At 39.5% G+C, this 21,322-nt stretch carries 15 protein-coding genes and 1 tRNA gene; 5 read left to right on the forward strand and 11 right to left on the reverse strand.

The window, feature by feature from the left end:
• Positions 1–729: 729 nt before the first annotated feature.
• Together DBR32_RS06385 and DBR32_RS06390 are read right to left on the reverse strand one after the other, a co-directional pair.
• On the reverse strand, positions 730–4,128 hold the full coding sequence (locus DBR32_RS06385; protein WP_124635465.1) for a cold shock domain-containing protein: 3,399 nt from the start codon (positions 4,126–4,128) through the stop codon (positions 730–732).
• 108 nt (positions 4,129–4,236) lie between these two features.
• On the reverse strand, positions 4,237–4,728 hold the full coding sequence (locus DBR32_RS06390; protein ID WP_124635466.1) for a hypothetical protein: 492 nt from the start codon (positions 4,726–4,728) through the stop codon (positions 4,237–4,239).
• Positions 4,729–6,039: 1,311 nt separating this feature from the next.
• Here DBR32_RS06390 and DBR32_RS06400 point away from each other — a divergent pair.
• Complete coding sequence (locus DBR32_RS06400; RefSeq protein WP_124635468.1) at positions 6,040–6,525, forward strand: hypothetical protein; 486 nt, start codon at positions 6,040–6,042, stop codon at positions 6,523–6,525.
• A gap of 124 nt (positions 6,526–6,649) precedes the next feature.
• Here DBR32_RS06400 and DBR32_RS06405 read toward each other — a convergent pair.
• Together DBR32_RS06405 and DBR32_RS06410 are read right to left on the reverse strand one after the other, a co-directional pair.
• A tRNA-Asn gene (locus DBR32_RS06405) sits at positions 6,650–6,726 on the reverse strand.
• A gap of 90 nt (positions 6,727–6,816) precedes the next feature.
• On the reverse strand, positions 6,817–10,269 hold the full coding sequence (locus DBR32_RS06410; protein WP_124635469.1) for a tetratricopeptide repeat protein: 3,453 nt from the start codon (positions 10,267–10,269) through the stop codon (positions 6,817–6,819).
• A 135-nt stretch (positions 10,270–10,404) separates the two neighbouring features.
• Here DBR32_RS06410 and DBR32_RS06415 point away from each other — a divergent pair, with 135 nt between their 5' ends.
• Genes DBR32_RS06415 through DBR32_RS06430 form a run of 4 tightly spaced genes read left to right on the forward strand, consistent with a single transcriptional unit; the run spans position 10,405 to position 13,018 of the window.
• Positions 10,405–10,899, forward strand: coding sequence for a GNAT family N-acetyltransferase (locus tag DBR32_RS06415; RefSeq protein WP_199724378.1), 495 nt, complete (start codon positions 10,405–10,407; stop codon positions 10,897–10,899).
• A 42-nt stretch (positions 10,900–10,941) separates the two neighbouring features.
• Positions 10,942–11,553, forward strand: a complete 612-nt coding sequence (locus DBR32_RS06420) for an L-threonylcarbamoyladenylate synthase (RefSeq protein ID WP_124635470.1) — start codon at positions 10,942–10,944, stop codon at positions 11,551–11,553.
• Between the two features lie 14 nt (positions 11,554–11,567).
• Entirely contained in the window at positions 11,568–11,990 is a 423-nt protein-coding gene (locus tag DBR32_RS06425) for a hypothetical protein (protein WP_124635471.1), read from the forward strand.
• A 17-nt stretch (positions 11,991–12,007) separates the two neighbouring features.
• Entirely contained in the window at positions 12,008–13,018 is a 1,011-nt protein-coding gene (locus DBR32_RS06430; protein ID WP_233559677.1) for a BtrH N-terminal domain-containing protein, read from the forward strand.
• Between the two features lie 271 nt (positions 13,019–13,289).
• Here the strand turns inward: DBR32_RS06430 and DBR32_RS06435 are convergent, their stop codons facing one another.
• The 7 genes from DBR32_RS06435 to DBR32_RS06465 form a co-directional block, all read right to left on the reverse strand.
• The gene (locus DBR32_RS06435) at positions 13,290–13,982 is read right to left on the reverse strand and encodes a murein L,D-transpeptidase family protein (protein ID WP_124635472.1); all 693 of its coding nucleotides are present in this window, start codon (positions 13,980–13,982) and stop codon (positions 13,290–13,292) included.
• Between the two features lie 87 nt (positions 13,983–14,069).
• Positions 14,070–14,801 (reverse strand): Bax inhibitor-1/YccA family protein, encoded by a 732-nt coding sequence (locus DBR32_RS06440; RefSeq protein WP_370453697.1) that lies wholly within the window; start codon positions 14,799–14,801, stop codon positions 14,070–14,072.
• Between the two features lie 128 nt (positions 14,802–14,929).
• Positions 14,930–15,943: a DUF3078 domain-containing protein gene (locus tag DBR32_RS06445; RefSeq protein ID WP_124635473.1), complete on the reverse strand. Its 1,014-nt coding sequence runs from the start codon at positions 15,941–15,943 to the stop codon at positions 14,930–14,932.
• A 25-nt stretch (positions 15,944–15,968) separates the two neighbouring features.
• Entirely contained in the window at positions 15,969–17,000 is a 1,032-nt protein-coding gene (locus tag DBR32_RS06450) for a hypothetical protein (RefSeq protein WP_124635474.1), read from the reverse strand.
• 59 nt (positions 17,001–17,059) lie between these two features.
• Positions 17,060–17,788: a tRNA1(Val) (adenine(37)-N6)-methyltransferase gene (locus DBR32_RS06455; RefSeq protein ID WP_124635475.1), complete on the reverse strand. Its 729-nt coding sequence runs from the start codon at positions 17,786–17,788 to the stop codon at positions 17,060–17,062.
• Between the two features lie 4 nt (positions 17,789–17,792).
• Positions 17,793–18,812, reverse strand: a complete 1,020-nt coding sequence (gene tsaD, locus DBR32_RS06460) for a tRNA (adenosine(37)-N6)-threonylcarbamoyltransferase complex transferase subunit TsaD (RefSeq protein WP_124635476.1) — start codon at positions 18,810–18,812, stop codon at positions 17,793–17,795.
• A gap of 23 nt (positions 18,813–18,835) precedes the next feature.
• Positions 18,836–21,280 carry an AsmA-like C-terminal region-containing protein gene (locus DBR32_RS06465; protein WP_124635477.1) on the reverse strand — a complete coding sequence of 815 codons (2,445 nt, stop codon included), beginning with the start codon at positions 21,278–21,280 and terminating at the stop codon, positions 18,836–18,838.
• Positions 21,281–21,322 lie beyond the last annotated feature (42 nt).

The raw sequence follows: 21,322 nt of genomic DNA on the forward strand, positions 1-21,322 counted from the left end.
CTGGACTGATGCAATCTTCTTTAATTGGAAATCTGCGCTAAAATGCCAACTATAAATACTCAGGCCATTTTCATGATCCTTTTTGTGTCCGCATTGTGTAACGAAAATAAAAAAAAAGTTTCAACAATACTGCTGAAACGCTTTCCTGTGGTGGCTCACCTGACTGGTGAAAAATTACACCAATTGGAGCAAAATCTGGCTGAAATATATGCTTTTAGGGAACTATTACCCATTTGAGTCATTAATCAAAACCTTCTAAAGTGCCTTTTAAGCCTTTAAACACTATTATATAATACACAGGCAGCCTTACACCACGAAGCTTTTTAGAACAGCCTCTAATACAGAAGTTGTCTTGAACCCTTAATTTGTCAAGATTTATGCTATAGTTTAAAACCGCGTATGGGCAAAAACTATTAGACCCCAAATCTTTTCTAAAGCCTATTATTGGATAGGTTTATAGACAAAAAATAATTTTAGGAGGGGGTGCATCAACGGGGATGCTTCTTTCATCCAGGGATGATTAAAACCAAGTTTATTCTAAAACATATAGGCTAACTGCTACTAAATAAAGATAAAAAGTTGATGACATATTCTAAAGCTAAATTACTAACGTCAAGCCGGATATGAAGCCAAATTGAAAAACAGAAGTTGAAACGCTGCTTCCGTCTGCCCCCATTTTGGCAAACCCCATGTTAGCCGTTCGTGCTATTCGTCATACCGCATGTGTCGCTATGTAAAATCAGTATCAAAGTCATTTGCTCCATAGTTTGTATTTGTCGTCCTTAAATGTCTGTGTGGTCGCTTTATTTTATACCTGACTGTGTCATACTTTACATTGCATTTGCTGCAAACAAATATGTCGGCACTTGTTTCCTGCATTTCGTCCTTACACTTGTAGCAAAAATATTCCGCTCGTTCAAGATGTCCCAATTTTTCATTTACACATTTTATTAGGTTTTGATGTATATAGCCACCTGTTGTTTGCAAATTCGTTAATCGCCTTTGAAGCATGCTGTGTGAACAGCAACTTCCGCAATTTTCACAAATATACAAGCCGTTTTTACAGCTTTTAGAAACCCTACTGTCAACAATAGAATTACATTGTCCATTTAGGCAATGATTTAAGTAAACTTCCTTTTTGTGCTGTCCGCACTTGTCATTTTCGCAGCAAAATCTTACAACATTATGTGCTGCAAAATGTGAAGTGTCCACCGGATGAAGCATTTCGTTACACTCATGGCAATATATTTTGTCCAATAACCTGTTAAAGCGATTTATTAAACCAATGAACTGATAGTAATGCCCTTTGAGAATGAAATCGTTCATACGATTGGTTTCATCAGTATTTAATTCCAATATTTCACAAAAGTCAAGAAGTGTATATGATTCCCACTGCTCTAAGCTGTGATAGGTTTCGCATTTCTGAAAGCACTTTTGATTACCACACCACCAAAACTCTTTTTTGAAAAGTTCGTCTTGCCTATTGGCTAATCGCCCTTCGCAGAATGAAATTCCGTTTGGAACTTCACCTCTTAAAAATTTGGCTAAATGTGTATTGTTAGCATAGTTGCTACCCTCAAAGTCTAAAAAGAAACGGTGGCTCTTTGCAAATTCTAATACCTCTTTTTCATATTGTGAAGGAACTCCCCAAAGTTTTGTGTCGTTATTCCATTTTCTTCCAGGTATATTTTTAACCGCTTCAACTAAGCCTGGGTCATACTCAAATTCAATTGCGAAATAAAATCTCCCTTCGCCGAAACTTACTTTTGAAATATTTCCATTCCTGCTCCAATCAAATTCTGCATTTAATCTTCCACCGCAGTTTTCAAAGTAATTGGTAAGCTTTAATTTTCTTTTTTTGTCAGCACCTAAACTTTGTAAAACCAAAGAAAGAAGTTGACCTTCAACCAGAAATTTATTTGTTTGAGTATAACTCAGCAAGGCACTTAATATGATTTCTGTTGAAATATCAAGTGGAGTTTCCGGGTTGAACCTTTTGCTGGTTCTGTAAAGGTCTAAATCAACACGGGTTAGTTTGTTTAAATCACTAATTGCTAATTGTATTGTTCCATTTGCTTTTAGGAAAAATAATTTGCGAATGATTTTAACTTGGTCATCGAGTGAAAAGTAAATAAACTTGCTTGCTAATAAGTCGAAGTCAAAAGTTATTCCACTACCTAAAAACCAAAGTATAATTGAATAAAAATCATTTTTAAAGTCTTCAATATTACTGACGGTGCTGTTGTCTAAATCAACTAAACATTTGATGTGATTATATTGTCTGTAAAAAATAATTCTATCCGATACTTCTTGGTTTTCTTTTAAATAGCTAAGCAAGAATGATTTTATTTTCTCTAATGAAACAAGTCCGTCAGTTATCCATTTTTTTAACTTGTTGTAATCTTCGTATTTTTCATTGAGGATAGATGCAATGTAGCTTTCTGGAAAAATATTTACTTTCCCATATTCCCAAAGTTTAAAGTAATCTGCAGGGGTTAGAGTGGCAAATATTTCACTGTCGAATTTTCCAAATATTTCATTTTCCAAATATTCTTTTCCAAATGTCACTATCCATTTTAAATCTTCTTGTTTTGCTGCAGCGACTTTTGTATTCAGACACTCGTAAATAAATCCCTGATTTGAAGAATAGGTTTTGAAAAGCTTCTCACATTGATTTGTATTTAATGATGCTGCATTTTTAATTGCCAATGTTAAAGAAAGGTCTTGTGTTAAACCTTTGAAAAACAGATTGTATTTTTCATCTTCGGTTGCTGTATGAGAAACATAATCATTAAATAAGGTTAAAAGGCTATTGCCTATTTTGTCCTTCAAAAATTCTCTATCAAATATTTTTTCGTTGAGTTCAAAATAATAAGGTAGCGAATTTTCTGACTTAAGATAGTTTTCAAGGATTTCAAAAGTCTGTTCAAATGTATTTTGTCGATTATAATTTTTTAGAAGTTCAAACTGTTCTGCTAAAGCTATCTTTTTAAGAATGGATATTTTAGTTTCGCTATCGCATTTGAGAAACTCTTTATTGATTAAATCAAATGGAATGCTTTGAATTAATCCTTTAAGCCAAAGACTTACCTTGAAGTTTTCGGTGCATTTGGCTATAATAATGTTATCAATTTCAACAGTAAGTTCATTCTTTATTTTTTCTGTTACTTCGCTTCCAATGAGTTGTTTTAACCTGTTGTGCTTATTGAAATCCTCATTTGTATGAATTTCGCTAAAGGAATTTGCTTGTTCATTAATTTCTTTTCGATACGCAGTAGTAAGTAAAATTGTAAATTGTTGGGTAATAGCTTCCTTTTTTTCAGTTAAAATAAAAGGCAATAAAAGCAGCAAGTTTCTTATTTCGGCTATTGTTTCTTTTTTTGATATTTCAATTCTATTAAGTGCTATGCTTTCGCAAAGGGCATTTCCAAAATCATATTCCTTTATTCTATTTAATTCAGGAATGCCAATTTCATTTGAAAATTTACTTAGGACTTCAATTGGTATTTCATAATCTTGCTTTTCTGCATAAGCTATATACTTAAACTTCTTTGTTTTCCAAACACTAAAAAGAATTTTGTCATTTAGCTTCCCTTTAAAATATTCAAATATTTCATTGATTAAGGGTTCTGCTATTTCAGACGAAATATTTTTACTAATTCTCGCTTCAATAAACTCACAAAATGTTATAAAGTTTTCTTTTTCTAACTCCTTGTCAAAATACTCCAGTATAAAAGATTTGATTGTATCCGTGTCAATGCTTTTAAAAAGTTGACTTGTCGCAGTAACTTTTACACTAAATGGAACACTTTCTTTTCTCAAATAAGTGTTACCATGTCTACTTGTGCCCCTTATTTCTTTTTCAATTGAAATGTTGTCTTGTTCAGTTAGGGATTTAAGAATAAGAGAAAAATCTTCTCGTGTTGATACTGGCTTGCAATTAACTGCAGTATTGCGGTTTTTCTTTGGGTCAATTAATTTTTTAAAAACGATAGCAGTCCCTTTTACAAGTTTACTCGGTTTTTCAAGAAAGTTATTTGTGTGTAGAAAAAATTCTCCTTCTTTATATGTGTCTATTGCTCCAAATCCTTTTTCGGTGTCAAACCATTTTATTAGTCCTATTAGCATTATGATGGTCTTTGTCTTTAATTAGGGATGTCAAAAAGGTCTGCTTTGAATTTAACGCTATCGCCGCAGCATGACGGCTAACGAGCAGGGCTTGGCGATAGCAACGCTTTACCCACTCAATTTATCCCACCAATTAATTGTATCATACCTAAACTCTATTTGAATTATAGATTTATCCTTTTTATAGCTTTCTAAATAGCTATCACCCATTTTCCAAATTGACACCGCTTTTCCTAATGGAAATAGTTCTAAGAGTTTTGATTTGCTTAAAATGAAGATATCAATAATATTGCTCCTGTCAACCAATATAGCAAAGTATGGTACACAACCAAATGCCTCACAGGCTTTGTCAACTTTTTCAAAATTATCGTTTGGAATATTTAAGTGAGTTTTTTCTGTTCCTGTGCCCCTTGATCTGCTTTTTACAGAAATTCCCATTAGTTCTTTAGTAACAGGGTTTCTCGCAATTAAATCAATACCTGTATGGTCAACTTTTGCAGATTCAAATCCGTGTTTTGAAAGCCAATAAAGAATTAAGCTCTCGGCAAAGTCTCCAGTTATTTTAGAGTGCCTTGAGCTTTTGTTTATTTCAGGTATCATCTTATAATAATGTCATTTTTATATTGGTCGTATTTAATAGGAAAATTGCTTTTTGTAATCAAAAATACCATTTTTTATAGATTATTAATCTACTATAAATTAGTGATTTATCTAAAGATATTTTACTCAAAAATTACAATGTTTTTCTTTAGGAGAATACATAAATGGGCATATGATACAATTAAAGTAACAATACCATCGAACTATTATTTCACTCTTGGTATGGTTGTACCTGATGTATAGCTACAACTTATACAGTCGACTTCTAAACGGGGCAGTTCTCAAAACAAGAAATATAATAGTAGCAAGGGCTTCAAGGTATTCTTGCATCATAATGGGGTATTTGCTACTTCAATCTTGTAATATCAAGCAACATGCCCACTACCAAATCTGGTAAAATGTGTTGATGGTAATCCTTGCACAAAAACAAAATACCTTTCATTTCCACTTTTACCTGCAATGGTATTTTATTGTTGACTCTCACCATGATGGTATTATCGGAGGCAATAACCAGTATTTCTGTAGGCTTTGTAAACTCATTACCCTGTAATTCAAAAACTCTAATTATGGGGTCGCAATCAATGTAAAAGGCATGGTAACTCTCTTGTCCCAAAGCGTTGTTCCAGTTAGTTCTATCGTATTTTGTATTATCAGTCGGGGCAACAGCGGTTGCGATATAATTGTCTGAATACAAAATATTTTTTGCACCTGTATCAATCTATACCGATACACATGGCGGCATAACTTCGTATTCATTACTATCCCTCAAGTCGCAATAGTAATTATAGCTTGCCTCGTAATTGGCTTTGAATAATAGTACTTCGTGATGTGCGCTATATGAAATTGGAAAGGCATAATTGTACAATGGGCATTTCAGCAATATGCTAGGGGTATTTATAGTGCTGAGGAAGTTAGGAGAATTGCAAAGGAAAGAGGGCTTGACTTGCAAAAGCAAGACTTTCTCAATATGCTGGCAAACGTTTTATATATCGGCAAGATATTAGTTCCTAAAACTAAAGAAGAACCCGAAGAAATAGTGTAAGGTTTACATGAGCCATTGATAGATAAGCATATTTTTTACACCGTTCAAAGTATACTCCAAGGCAAGCGTAAGCCATTTAAAGAATCCAAAGATAGCGTTAGTGGAGCCTTTCCATTAAGAGGGCTTTTAATTTGCCCCAAGTGTGAACGTACCTTAACAGGGGGAGTATAAACCAAAACAGACCTTACGGCAATAGGATGCCATACTACCATTGCTAAACTAACAAATATGCCTGCAACCATAGGACAAATGCCAATGTTGCTGATAAGTTGTTTAAAGAATATTTGCAAACGTTTCAGCCAACAGGGGAAGTAGTAGATTTATTTACCCATGTGTTGGATGATATTTTCAATACAAATGATGTGGACAGGCGTGGTCGTAAAAAGCAGGTCGAGGCGAAAATTGAAGATTTAAAAGGTCGTATAAACACTATGGACTATAAATATGCAGACGGTGGCATTAGTGATGAAAATTACTCCCGTATAATAGCTAAACTAAATAATGACCTGAACGAATTGGTAATGCAACACGCAACATTTGCCAAAGCTTCACCTGACCTGAATAAGTATATGAATTATAGCATAGGTTTATTGCAGAACGTTAGCGAATATTATGCTTCTGCTGCTGCAAATACCAAACACAAGCTTGTTGGTGTAATATTCCCAGAAAAATTGACTTTTAAAGAAAAATGGTATTACACCACAAAAATCAATGAACTTTTGATGTTGATCCTGAATTCTTCCTTTTCAGATTAGCCAAACTCTACGCTTAAATTTTATTCCTCCACAACTTTTTAATTTGATCCCATTTTTGTGTCCGCATTGTGTAACGAAAATAAAAAAAGCGTTTCAACAATACTGCTGAAACGCTTTCCTATGGTGGCTCTCCCTGCTGGACTTGAACCAGCGACCCCCTGATTAACAGTCAGGTGCTCTAACCAACTGAGCTAAGGAAGATTCTCTTTTTTCCCCGTTTGGGATTGCAAAGATAAGACGCAATTTTTATTCTTCAAAACTTTTTTTCAAAAAATTTGAATATTTTTTTGCCTAATATTTTGTCTTGTAAAAAGACAGGTAAGCGGCCCAGTCCTTATCGGTAAACAGCTTGATAATATTATAGCTGGAAATGCTGATGATCTCGTATTCCTTAGCATCGGGATATTCTCTAAACAAAGCATTGACCTTCATAATCTCCGCAATGTAAGCTTTCGCCGCTGCGGCATTTTTAAATTCTTTCACCACTAATGCACTTCTTTGCTCATTGACCGGTACGAGGGAAATCGCAAGTTCTTTATTATTCCGCTTAGACTGGTTATAATCCTTTAAGCCCGCTCTTAAGCCCGACAGACGGCTATCGGCAACAGGTGTACTGATCAGTACATAATGTAATCCCGCAGGACTATACGTGTACTCTTTAGGTGCATCGACGCCGGGCAACACCTGAGGTCCTGCAGCAGCAGAATTGGCAGTAGCGGGATTCGCTGCAGCACTCTTTATGGCTTCTTTTACATATTTCTGTAAAGCACCCGCCCATCCGATTGTTTCATCATTCGGGTTCTGCGCGATAAATCCGGTAAGCAAAGAATCGGCCATTGTATAATCGCCCATACCCGCTATGGATGCAATGCTGATCAGGTTGTATTTTCGGGCAAATTTCTCATAGACATTTGGATATAAAGCCTGTGCGCCATCTGCTCTCTTTTTAGCCTCTTGATATTGTTGCTGCATCAGGGTCTGATACGTCGTTTCATAATGTGCTTCGATCGTTTCCGTACTGGCATTTTCGTTCAACTGTGCCGCATCGGTACTGATCAAAGTAGCCCATTTAGAAGCTCCATGTTTGCTTTTTAATTCCTGTGCATACCCATCAGCCTGTTTTACTTCCGATTTACTTAAAGCCATCAGATAGCGATAATATAGCTCTTCTGCCCGATTTGGATGCTCCGGAAAACGCTGGTCAAGGGTATCATAAGTTTTGAGCGCCATTGGAATATCTTCCATGTTTTTGTAATAGGCGGTACCCAGATCAAATAAGGCTTGTTGTAGTTTTTCCTTTAAGGCATTAATATCTTTTTCTCCCTTAGGTATCTGTGCCAATAGCTCCTCTTCTGTAGGCAGATTTTTCAAAGGATCGTTGTCCGCTTCCGGTTCCTCAATATTACCGGCGCTACTGCTGCCCGCACTATAGGTACTGCTTCTGTTCCAGCCATCTTTCAAAGTACGTTCTCCCCACTTCTGCTTAAAACTGTTGACCCCTTGTTGTACGGTAGCTGCATTAGCAAAATACCAGGATCCGCCACCAGAGCCCAAGGTAACCGGTGCAGCCAAAACAGGACTATTATTTCCCGGATTTTGTGCATTGTAAGTACTGTCGCTGATCCTGCGCTCCAGGTCTTTAATATATTTTTTCGCAACAGCTCTTTGGTCTTTTTCACTTAAGCCTGCTAAGGTCAATACACTATCAAGATACTTCGCATCATTGCCCGGTATAGACACTTTGTCTAAGGCACTCGCTCTTTGTACCGCAATGCTATAGACCGGATTGTTGGCTATAGTAAGGAATGCGATGGCACTGTCATAAGCTTTCTTCGCCTCATTATAATCATTCTTCCCATAATACAAGGAACCCATTGCAGCAAAAGAAAGTCCGCGCTGCACTACATTTCCGGAATTAACGGAAATACTTTTTTTATAGTTTGTGATCGCTAATGCAGCATCATTGTTTCGTTCGGCAACTTTCGCCTTGGTAAAATATATTTTATCGTAGAATGCTTTGTACTTCGCTTCTTTAGCCATCTGATCCAAAGTCGCCATTAATTTTGTTGCATCTCCTGTACCCGTTTCAATGCTATTGTTCACGATATGAATCCTGGCATAAAAATCCATTTCCATATCGGGTTTCAGGTCGATCACTTTTGCAAAAGCAGAGTCTGAGGCGGCCAGCTTATTTTCTCTTTGCAGCACCTGCCCTCTCAGGTAAGCGGCCCGTTCCCGAAGCCATTTCGGCATTTTCTGATCTTCGTACAGGACTGCAAGATCGTCTGTCGCTTCACTATATGCATTCTTCTTAATATCGACAAAAGCTTGTGCTGCGGCGAACCTGCCCTCCAGATCTTTATTATAATTCTTGCTGCTCTTCACCATATTCAATACCGTCTGTGCCAGATTCACCTGGCTATCCTGCGCTAAAGTACGTGCCAGCCAGAGCATCGCATCATTCTTGGAAGACAGATGAGTGAAGATATTTTTCTTTTCCGCTTCGGCCAGGTCATTAACGACCTTCTCAGCCTTTTTACCCGATTTATTTTGCTTTTCCTTTTCTTTCTGTTTTTTCTCCGCCTCTGCTGTTGCTACAATGTACTTAAAAGCATTGGCTGCATTGGTATAATCACCCTTATAATAATAGGCCTGACCAACGATCATATAGAGGTTATCCTGCCATTTACTTCTCGGATCATGAATCTGTATGCCCACACCCGCCCTGCGAATGAGGGAGTCCATATCGCTGGCCATACGGGCCGAATCTTTGTCCGGATCGAAGGGGTATAAAGGCAACAGCGAATCATAATTATTCGCGTTGGTGGCCAACATGTTCTTAATGGTTTGCTCAATCTTTAGATTGGCATTATAGAAGTAATTATAGCGGGTCGTGGTGTTCTGATATGCCTGGCGCATAAAACTCCACTTCTTTTTCCGCATTTTCTCGTTGCTGTAGGCATTCCGTTTTTTCTGCTCCTTATCCCGCTCCCGTGCCGTCGCTTTTTTATCACGGTCTTTCGATCTTTTCTTACTCGCCGCTTCCCGCTCCACTTTCGCTTTGGCCAGACTATCTGTTCTGGCTGCCCTCACGACTGCCAAACTATCTTTCATCACCTTATTGCGGGCCTTCTGCGCATCTACAATCGCTTTCAGGCTGTCATTATATTGTTTCCGCACCGCCAGCATGCTATCCTGTATTTTTTGCCGCTCCAAAGCCATTTGCTCATTCCGTTGTTTCCGTACAGCTGTCAGGCTATCCAACCGCGCTTGTTTTACCCGGGCAACACTATCTTTATATCCTTTACTTTCTTTATAAGCCTTGGCCCTTGCCAAGCTGTCTGAGCGTTGTTTTTGAAGCGCCTTAAGGCTATCGGTACTTTTTAATCTTGCCGCTCTTTGCGCATCCAACACAGATTTGATACTATCACTATAGCGCTTATTGGCCGCCATCGTACTATCTGAAATACGTTGTTGCACGCGTTTCATACTATCCAGTTCCGCGGCTCTGGCCGTCTTCAGGCTATCTACATAGTTTTGACGCGCCCTCTTCATACTGTCAATGTATTCGGGAGATCCGGCTTTTAACTGGCTTTTTTCATAAATCACCTTCTTCTTTACCGTATCCTGCGTGCCGGCGGGAATGTTCTGCCCGCCCTTCTTAGCGTCTTGAGCAGACAGGTTCTGTATCCATATGAGTACAAAAAAGAATAAGAAGTAATATATATATCTGTGTTTTCTCAATTTAAGTAGCTTAATGTACGCGATGTTACAAAATTAATAACTACTTTAGAAATAAAATATTGCGTATATTTTAATTTTTTTTTGATATAAGTTTATTTTGCAGCCTCAATAATGCCGAAAGGATAAAACATCATCGTGAAGCCAAAAATCACCCCAATCGCTGAAAGTCAACTCCCCATTGTTACCGATATTGCGCAAAACACATGGCCGGTTGCCTATAAAGACATTTTAAGTCCCGAACAGATGGCTTATATGTTGGCCGAGTTTTACAATTTTGAAACCCTGAAAGAAAGGTCTCGTAAAGGAAACCTCTTTTACCTGATTTACGATGAAGAGGAGGCAAAGGGATTTGCTGAAATCGAGCTCAATGCAGCAATACAAACGACTAAACTGCATAAAATCTATGTACTGCCTACGGCACAGGGTAAGCAGTTGGGACTGCATTTACTAAATTACATCAAAGAAATCGCGGAAAAAGCGGCGCAGGCACGCATTATTTTGAATGTAAACCGCTACAATAAGGCGAAAACCTTTTATGAAAAACAAGGATTCGAGGTCTTCGAAGAAGAGGACATTGATATTGGCCGGGGCTACTTCATGAACGATTATGTGATGCAGTTTGTTTTTTAGCGTATTTTTGTCGGGTCAATCAATTCTAAAATTCAAGTATTTATGCTTATTCACCTCCATCCGGACAATCCGCAGGAAAGGGTCTTGAATCAAATCGCCGAGGTCTTACGCAAAGGCGGTGTCATTATCTATCCTACCGATACGATCTACGGGATCGGATGTGATATTCATAGTACACAAGCCATTGAACGCATCTGCAGGATCAAGAACCTCAACCCTAAACAAGCTCAGTTTTCTTTTATTTGTAAAGACCTGAGTGAATTGAGTACTTATGCGGCCAATATGAGTAATCCGACTTTTCGTTTTCTGAAAAGCTGTATACCGGGCCCGTATACTTTTATTTTAAACGCAACTAAATTGGTTCCGAAACTGCTTAAAACCAAGAAAGATACGGTGGGGATCAGGGTACCGGACCATAAGATTACGCAAGCCATTGCAGCTGTGTTGGGCAACCCGATTATGAGTACTTCTCTTCCGCAGGAGGACGATGTGGCCCATTATACTGATCCGGAAGTGATCTATGAAGAATTTGGGCACCTGGTGGATATGGTGATTGACGGGGGGATTGGCAATACGCAAGTCTCTACTGTAATTAACCTGACAGAGGACTACCCGGAACTGATCAGACAGGGAGCGGGGCCTTTTGAAATATAATTTATTTTTGTCGCATGAAAGCAAATGAAGTTCCTCAGGATAAAGGAAACTATAAGAACCGGGATCAAAGCAGAAAAGTGGTTTATGCCACCAATGAGGCGGGCGACTATACGACCGTCAATAGTGAGGGATGGGAAGTAGAGCACCTGGCTACGATGCAGGCCTGGAATGAGGCGGCTATAGAATTGGAAGAGGTGCTGGAAGAGATCCGGAAGGGCCTGCTGAGCCCGCTTGCTTATTTTATGAAAAAAAACCTGATGGACATCGCGATACTTTCACGCCATGTAGGTAAATGGCAATGGCAGGTAAAACGACACTTGAAACCCAAAGGCTTCAACAATCTTTCAGCGGCTATGCTGCAAAAATATGCTGATGCATTCAATATCAGTCCGGAGGCTATAAAGCATTTCGATCCCGCCACAGCGGAAAAACATTAATGTAAAAATACCATACTTTGTCTTCCATAGATTTTAAACACCAGATGCATGCCCACTGTGAAAGTGGCGTGACGACCAATTTATTAAAACATTACGGCATTCATATGACCGAGCCTTTGGCTTTTGGTATCGGTGCCGGGCTTTTTTTCACGCATATTCCCTTTGTTAAAGTAAATGGCGTACCGGGTACCAGCTACAGAAGCTATCCGGGTACAATTTTCAAAACCTTAATGAAGTCGCTGAATATTCAATATGAAATGCAGCAGTTCGGCAATAACCAGGAGAAGGGACAAAAAGCCTTGGACGATTTGCTGGACAGAGGCATACCCGTGGGCTTATTATCAGGGATCTTTTACCTGACCTATATGCCGGAAGCCTACCGTTTTCAGTTCAATGCACATAACCTGATTGCTTACGGCAAAAATGAAGCCGGCAATTACCTGATCAGCGACCCTACCCTGGAAGGCTTGCATGAAATTGCACCGGCGGACTTGCAAAAATCACGCTTCGCCAAAGGATTCCCTGAGCCAAAGGGCAAACTCTATTATATTACAAACGTGCCGCAGCAACTGGATATGGAAGCGGCCATTCGTAAAGGTATTAAGAAAAATATCTGGCTATACACCTCTCCGCCAATCGGTCTTTTCGGCAATAAGGCGATTCATACCCTAGCCAATAGATTGGAACATTATCCAGACAAGCTCACTGATCGTCAGGCAGTATTGTATGTGGGTAATATCATCAGGATGCAGGAGGAGATCGGCACCGGTGGTGGTGGGTTCCGCTTTTTATATGCAGCTTTTTTACAAGAGGCGGCTCAAATCCTTGGCAAACCGGAGCTGAAGGAATTTTCACAACGCATGACAGCGATTGGCGACGCCTGGAGAAATTTCGCCTATAGTGCCGCCCGGATTTGCAAGGCCAGAACATCTGATCTGGTAAGTTATAAAGATCTTTCTAAGATGCTGCATGAGATCGGACACCAAGAAAAAGCGTTTTTCATGGATCTCAAAAAGGTAAACTTATAAGTAATAAGTACTTCTCTATAAAATAAGAAATGCCGGATNNCCGGCATTTCTTATTTTATATCATCCGCATATAGGCATCCAATTTGTTCGTCCTTTTGTAGCAACAAAGGACCAAAATGCCTGTTTTCATCAAGGCAAAAGGTAGCAATAGCTACAAAGGGAACCCAAAAGAATAAAGAAAATCTTTGTTTCCTAAAAGCGGATATCCGATTCTTATGCTATAAGGTCTATTCCATCACAACTAAATACTAGGTACTTTAAAATACGGTACTTATTTTTTGATATATACCCTAACTCCCGGTCTGATAAACTTATAAAAGTCCATAATATCTTCTGTGGTCATGGATACACAGCCGTCTGTCCAGCCTAGTCCCATTTCGACCATTTTAGCACCGGTAGGATAGGTACCATGAATCCCGATGGCACTCCCGATACCGACACTCGGAGGGATAAGCCCTTTTGATTTGGCATCTTTGTGCTTTTTATAAGACTCATCATTCGGATAATTCAGCAAGATAAATTTTCCCCAATTGGAGTTATCATTCACACTTAAGATTTTAAACCAGCCTTCGGGTGTGGCCCTGTCTCCTTCATACGTTTTATCTTTCAATCGATCGGGACCGAATACGGCTCTGTACTGGCGTATCCTTCTTCTTTTATATAAGAGGGCTACCAGATAATTGGTTTTATCAACATAGACCAGTAAGGAATCCTTATTCATGGTATCTACATTAAAGGGCTTACGGTCTTTAAAACTGGGCATCGGCGGCGATACCGTCGTTTGGGTTACGCGCATGCCGTCTTTAAAGAACTGCACTTTACGCACAATATTACCATTAGCATCTTTATGCTCTTCTAAAAGCGTAATTTTCTGAGGCGTTTTCTCCTGTGTCTGAGACCAGGCACTTGTTGTGGCAACAAGTACAAGCAGCACCATTATCGCGGATCTTATAAATAATTTCATTTCAGGCACTATACTAAATAAATGAATAATTGTTTATAAAAAAAGCAGCCAAACAAGGCTGCTATATTACATACAAATATATGAAAATTAATCTTTTCTTCCAAAGATTCTCAACAACATCAAGAAGAGGTTGATAAAGTCGAGATACAAGGCCAAAGCACCTATAATGGCTCCTTTTTTACGATCTTCTGCATTTTCAAGATAAGCATATTGCTTTATTTTCTGCGTATCATAAGCAATCAACCCAACAAATACGGCTACTCCTACATAAGAGATAATCCAGTATAGCACCGGGCTTCCAAGAAAGATGTTGATCACAGAAGCAACAATAACACCAATCAAGCCCATCAGCATCAGGCGGCCAAAGGAAGTCAGGTCTTTTTTGGTGAAATAACCAACAGCCGTCATGATCCCGAAGGTAACTGCCGTTACACTAAAGGCGCTTAAAATAGAGGCATTTGTATATCTGAAAAAGATGGTAGATAAGGTAATACCTGTTAAGGCTGCATACAGCAGAAAGACCAGCGTAGCCGTAGTGGAACTCATTTTTTGCACCCGCAGGCTAAGGTAGCCGACTAAGAACAACTGTCCGATGAATAAACCAAAGAAAATTAAAGGGTTAGTAGCCAATAATTTCATCACCATACCGCTTTGTGCCGTAAAAAATGATACACTTGCGGTAATACACAAAGCAAGGAACATCCATCCATATACTTTGGTAATGTATTTCGCCACAAAATCGCCATCCATACTTCTTTCCTGAGCAGCGATAATCGAATCTATATCGTAGTTGTTATTGTCGTTTTTATTGTAGTCCATTATTTTCGTTTTTACTGTGCACAAATATAGGTGAATTTGCCCTCATTTACTTCCTAAATATAATACAAAAGGGCTGTAATTTTATAAGACAGCCCTTTCGTATTATGATATATAAAATTACTTTATCATTAGAATTTATAAGCAAAACCTAAAGTAAAGGATTGCTTGATCTGCCACCATCCCAGGCCACCTAAAGGTTCTTTTACCGGATTACCCATTGCATCTTTTAAAGGCACAAAAGGTACGTCATTATCATAAATGGCCGTCAGCCCGAAATTGGCGGAGAAGAACTTGAAAAATTTGAAGGCCAAAAAGTTATCAAACAGGATATCAACATTGCCCGGATTATCTTTTTTAACCAGTTTACCCATATCATCGTAGGTATTTTTAGCCAGGTAGTTGGAATATAAATCCAGTCGGCTTCTGTAGGTTATGGTCTTGGTCAGGTCTTTTTGGAAACGGGCAGACATATAAGCGCCTACTTCAAAACGCATTGTTTTATTGTAAGGTACGCCAAAGGCACCTGCTTCATCTCTGCTGGTATATTCCTTAGACACAAATGTCGAACGCATGGCCGCAGGAGAAAGGAAGACACTGAACATCGAGCCTCTTCTGTATTCTATACCAGGAGATACCAATACATATAAAGGAGAAAGGAAACCGGAAGTACTGCTGTCTCTCCAGTTTGTCTGGTCGTAATTAAAACCTTTACTAAATTGTGATTTTGCATTTAACAGGCCAGATAAATACCAATTGGAAACGGGTTTCAACCGATATCCGTATTTGGAGGTAAAGTCTAAACGATCATCTGTTTTTCTGGGTTCAAAACTATTGGAATACGCGTAAAACATCCCATAATTGGCATCCAGCGTATTCGTCCACACATTCCGGTTGTAATAACGGACAATATTACCGTTAAACACGCCATTAACGGCTAAAGAGGAGAGCTCACCACCGGCAGCCCAGTTATGGAGCATCCCTTGGTTACCCCCGACAGATACATTTGCATTTTTAATCCATGCAATGGTATCGATGTTATTCTCATCCATTCTTTGGACACAGATCTCATCTACTTTGTTTAGTTGTGCCAAACTGCCTAAAGCGGTTAATAAGGCAGCCGCAAAAAGTAATCCTTTTTTCATTGTAAACTGTTATTTAGTATAAGTATTATGGCTTGTATTTTGATGCCTGAAAGAGGGACATCAGATTTGTTTCGTTTAAAATTGCCGGCAGGTCTTTGCCCGTTTTTGCGGCATATGCTTTTATAATCTTGTACCCGATATATGTACTTATATTACCCGGTGCTTCGGCCGGAAAGCCGGCAGAATTGGGTGCCGGTGCCACGTAGCGCATGATATCCTGGTAATTTTTACTGTACAGTAAATTGTCTTTTAAAAAGAAATTATAGATCAGCGGTTCATTGGCTTCACACCATTTAAACTGCTCCGGAGTGTAGCCAAGCAATAAGCTAAGCGGTTTTTTGGGCAATACTTTATTTAGATAGTATACTTCCTTTCCGTTCAACAACATCAGATCCAGCAAAGATTTATTAAAGTTGTCATGCTCGTACACATTATTATACACCGCCTTAGCTGCCCATACGGGAATATTTTCCGGCGTGTGGTTGATCAAGGCATACTCCGGCAAGCCAATGGCTTGATAAGGCCGGAACCCTTGTCCCAAAAACATATCTAATCCCACACCTAACTGATCATTATTGGTGAAGCAGGTCCATTTGTTTAAACAAGAGGTAAAGTAGATTACTTTATTCGGAAGTGCGATATTGGGTAAATAGTATTTTATATGTTTAAAGGCATCCAAAATACCCTCATCATATTTTTTGGTATCAGGAAACACCTGGTTTACGGTATCGTTCAGCGCCCTGAAATCTTTATGTACAAAAATATTCCGAATCGGTACAATATGCTCTGCATCGGTATAAGGCTTTTCTATCCTACCAAAAGGCAAAAGGGTATCTATATAAAAGGAAAGAAAATCAGGATATTTAGCCTCCAGTTGTACCAGCCCCTGCGCTACGGTATTGCTATCCATAGCAGAAAATTCTTTATAGAAGGGGATGTATTGGAGCTGTACCGAAACCTTACTGACATCTACCGCGCCTTCTTCTGACTGACAGGAGGTAAAGGTAAGGGTCAACAGACCCGAGAACAGGATAATCAGAGTAGAAATAAGACGCACTTTGTTGATTTTTTTGCAAAAGTATTAAAAATTATGGCAATTTATACAGAACCCACAGCTTAGAGATAAATGTAGTACTGCTTCATAAGTAAAATAAAGTCGCTTGTATAGGTTCTTGTTCCTGCTTCATAAATACAAAGTGTTTCGGTAAGCGGTTCGGAACAAGGCTTTTTACCAAAAACCCCGACTACCCTATTAGCTTCTTTTTGTTGATGTGGCTGTACCCGTAATTGCCGCTGACAGTATAAACCCTGTTGCGCCGCTACTTTGAGCCAATCGGCCCATTCTGACACAGGATACATCAGCCCAAATTGCCCTTCCGGAGCCAGATATTCCTGTACTTTTTCTGCCAATACCGCTTTGCTTAATGCAGGACTATGCCTGGCTGCACTGCGGTCTTCATCTTTACTTTCCAGGTGTTTATGAAAGAAAGGCGGATTGCAGATAATCGCCTCAAAAGCATCTTCTGCCGGGCTAAATTGTTGCAGTGAGGTATGTTGTACCTGTATCCGGTTGGCCCAGGGGCTTTGCTGTATATTATCTGCAGCTTGGATACTGGCCTGCTCATTGATCTCTATCGCCGTGATGTGTACTTCGGGGAGGCTTTGCGCCAAGAGTAAACTAAGCAGTCCGGTACCGGTACCAATGTCCAGCAAACGTGCGGGTGGTTGTAGCTGAAGCACCTTTGCCAGCCAGGCACCCTGGATACAGGCATCTGTACTCACTTTCATAGCGCAATGGTCTTGTGCGATGCGGAATTGTTTAAAATCGAAGTAAGAATTGGCCATACACTTATTTCCATGCGGCTCTTGCCGTAGGCACCGCCTTAAGATCGGTGAATTCTTTTTGTAACATTTTATAGTGCGCTGTTATGGCAATCATCGCAGCATTATCGGTACAGTATTCAAATTTGGGTAAGTATACCTGCCATTTATATTTTTGTCCAAGTTCGGATATGGCTGTTCTTAATCCGCTATTAGCCGATACGCCTCCGGCAACGCCAATATGGCTTACGCCATAAGCTTTGGCTGCTTTTTCGAATTTCTTCATCAAAGCCTTGACAATGGTATACTGTACAGACGCGCAAATATCTTTGAGATTTTCTTTTACAAAATCAGGATCGATTGCTTTCTTTTTTTGTAAGAAATAAAGCACGGCGGTTTTCACCCCGCTAAAACTAAAATTAAGGCCTTCCAGATTCGGGATGGGAAATTCAAATGCACGGGGATTGCCCTCTTGCGCATATTTATCTATCAAGGGACCACCGGGATAAGGCAATTCGAGCATTTTGGCAATTTTATCAAAAGCTTCTCCTGCAGCATCATCAATGGTTTCGCCCAAAATCTCCATATCGAGTGGTGCGTGGCATAAAACGATTTGGGTATGCCCGCCGGAAACGGTAAGGCATAGGAAAGGAAATGTGGGTTTCGGATCTTCTATAAAATGGGCTAAAACATGCGCCTGCATGTGGTGTACCGGGATCAGGGGAATATCCAGTGCCTGTGCCAGGCCTTTGGCAAAGCTGCTGCCTACTAATAGCGCACCCAATAACCCCGGAGCTTGGGTAAACGCAATGGCATGAAGGGATTCTTTACTGATCTGCGCAGCTTTAAGCGCTTGATCTACCACAGGTACAATGTTTTGCAGATGCGCTCTGGAGGCTAGCTCCGGCACAACGCCGCCATATTCTTCATGCACTTTTTGCGTGGCAATAATATTGCTTAAAACGACCCCATCCCGCACAACTGAGGCAGACGTTTCATCGCATGAACTTTCGATGGCTAAAATGATTTGATGTTGTTCTGATTCCATTCCGGATGCAAAAATAAATCATTTTACTCTTCTTCCTCGTCTACAACTTTTCCATCGTCTTTACCATTCACTTTTCCGACCCCAATCGAGATTTTCCCCGAAGCATCGGAATGCGCATTGAGGTTCAGTACCAGTCCTTCGCCTTTTCTTTTTTTCAATCCCCTTTCTACCCGGTCTTTATCAATCTGCGGATTGCGTAAAGGTACCCGGAAGTCAATATTAGTTGCCGCTCCGGGCACCAATCCATAAACACCCTGGAAAGAAAGGTTCAGGGCACTGGTCTCCAATTTAGTGGGTGGAATAATAATATTACCATTCTTCAAGCTGATATCACCTGCAAATTTATCGATCTCGATATTATCAAGCCCTCTGTTCTTAAACCATTTCTGCACTTTGGCAAATAACTCAAAGTTACGCAGGGCGGCATTATTGAGGTTGTATTTCATACCGCCGTTGAGGCGATTGGTCATCAAAGCACCTTTATCGGTTACATTGCCGCTAAGATTCCCATTGATAGAAATATTGCCCGCTACATTTTTATCAGTCAGGTTTTTAAACCCAAAGTTATTCAACGCGTAGAACAGCTGATTAACTTTTACATTGGCCACGTTAAAATTAAGGTTAAAGGGATTATTCTGGCTTTGCTGATCAATATTAGCCTTGAGGTTTATAGTTCCCTGTGCATGGTTCAGGCTCAGGTTATGAATCGCTAAACCAGCAGTCGTAAAGGACATATTGGAGACGACGTTCGTCGCCACGAATTTTTTATACAGCGCTTTATTAATGCGCATGTCAATAGCAATATCACTATTGGTCAGAAAATCATCGAGCCGGTCTGCCGCAAATTGTTTTCCTTTTTTACTGGTACTTCGTTTCTGTACGAAATAGGTCATGAAGGCTCCTAAATCAATATTATTGCTTTGTAGATGCAGATCCATCGATGCTTTTCCGGGAATTTCCACAAAGGTTTTCAGAAAGTCATGAGACACCCCATTTATATTGATATCACTGTTCTGCGCAAAGATCTGTAGCTTATTCAACAACAGGTCTGGCCCGTTAAAAGCCAATTGTGCTGTTCCGTTATGAAACTTCAGGTTTCGTTCATTATAAATAAAATCAAAATTTTGAATCGTGACGTTTCCGTATATCTCATCAGCGATCAGGGAGTTGGCAAAAAGGTTGCCATTATATTTCAAATCGTAGCTACAAGTCCCTTTTGTAAAATTAAACTGTTCACCGAAGGTGTTGTTTAATACCGTCGCATCAAACTGTGCTTTTAAATAGGCGACGACATAGGGATGTATAAAATTCACGATACTTATATCACGCGCGCATACCGGAAGGCCATTGTATAAAGCAGATAGGCTGTCAATCACAATTACGGAATTACTATCATGCTTTGGCTGATCCGGCTCCAATTGATTCACAAATTTCCCTTTAAAATAAACCTCTGTAAAAGTAGAACCCAGAAGGCTTACGGTATTATGCTCCGTTGCAAAATCAATCCCGATATAGGGATTGGTGCCCCGCTCGAGCATATCGCCCTTAATGAGCGCGGCCACACTCAGGTTTTTATTGAAATCGAACTTGGAAAGTTTATTGAATATATTTTCTGACAGCCATTTTACGGCTACGTTATAGGTAATTTTTTTTCCAGTCAGGTATATTTCAAAGGGTAAGGCCTTGGGTTTACCCATATCAAATTGGGCCTTTAATTTCAGCTTTTCATTGTCAATATCCAGGTCATTTTCCAGTACATTACCTATTTTCGATTTGGTATTATAATCAAAATTGATGGCACCTTTTATGGCTGCATTTTTAAGGAAAGAACCTTTAGACAATTTAAAGCCTAACTGCCCCACCAGGGCATTTACATCAGCCCTTACTTTGAGTATACTGTCGACGGTGTATATCTTAGCAGAAACGTTATTAAAACGCACATTGAAGCGTTTATTCATAGGCTTGTTATCGATCAGAAACGCAACGCCGTCTAGTTCGATATGTTCAATATCCACTTTCTTTTTTTTCTGCTCGGGGTTCTTTTGCTTTGATTTGAGCAAGTAATTATTGGAATATCCGTTTTCATCAATAAATAGGTGCAACAGGCCTTCTTCCAGAATTATTTTAGAGATTTTCGGTTTGCCGAAAATAACAGAAAAGATATTGATCCTTACATAAGCATGCTTAAGATCCAATAACTTCCGGTGGTGTTGCTCATAGAGACTGTCTACCAGAGACAGGCCATCTAAACGTATGGCCATGTTGGGGAATGTTTTAAAAACATCAGGCCGTATATCTTCTATGGTGAGTTTACCTTCTATTTTGTCGCCAATAGCTTGTTCCAGTTTGGTGATCAGCTCTTGCTTATGGGCACTGACATACCAGTACAGGACACCCCATAATATCAGCAATAGTGCGATGAGGGTACCGAATATATAGAGGATTCTTTTTAACCATTTTTTACGCATAGGTATTGTGTATAGTGGCGGTTTGTGTGCTATAAATATACT

The organism is Taibaiella sp. KBW10 (assembly GCF_003852495.1).
Taxonomy (GTDB): domain Bacteria; phylum Bacteroidota; class Bacteroidia; order Chitinophagales; family Chitinophagaceae; genus Edaphocola.

Coding starts and splice junctions, on each gene's coding strand:
- DBR32_RS06425 (WP_124635471.1), top strand. CDS start 11,568: ATGAAAGCAAATGAAGTTCCTCAGGATAAAGGAAACTATAAGAACCGG.
- DBR32_RS06445 (WP_124635473.1), bottom strand. CDS start 15,943: ATGAAAAAAGGATTACTTTTTGCGGCTGCCTTATTAACCGCTTTAGGC.
- DBR32_RS06390 (WP_124635466.1), bottom strand. CDS start 4,728: ATGATACCTGAAATAAACAAAAGCTCAAGGCACTCTAAAATAACTGGA.
- DBR32_RS06455 (WP_124635475.1), bottom strand. CDS start 17,788: ATGGCCAATTCTTACTTCGATTTTAAACAATTCCGCATCGCACAAGAC.
- DBR32_RS06465 (WP_124635477.1), bottom strand. CDS start 21,280: ATGCGTAAAAAATGGTTAAAAAGAATCCTCTATATATTCGGTACCCTC.
- tsaD (WP_124635476.1), bottom strand. CDS start 18,812: ATGGAATCAGAACAACATCAAATCATTTTAGCCATCGAAAGTTCATGC.
- DBR32_RS06385 (WP_124635465.1), bottom strand. CDS start 4,128: ATGCTAATAGGACTAATAAAATGGTTTGACACCGAAAAAGGATTTGGA.
- DBR32_RS06420 (WP_124635470.1), top strand. CDS start 10,942: ATGCTTATTCACCTCCATCCGGACAATCCGCAGGAAAGGGTCTTGAAT.
- DBR32_RS06440 (WP_370453697.1), bottom strand. CDS start 14,801: ATGGACTACAATAAAAACGACAATAACAACTACGATATAGATTCGATT.
- DBR32_RS06435 (WP_124635472.1), bottom strand. CDS start 13,982: ATGAAATTATTTATAAGATCCGCGATAATGGTGCTGCTTGTACTTGTT.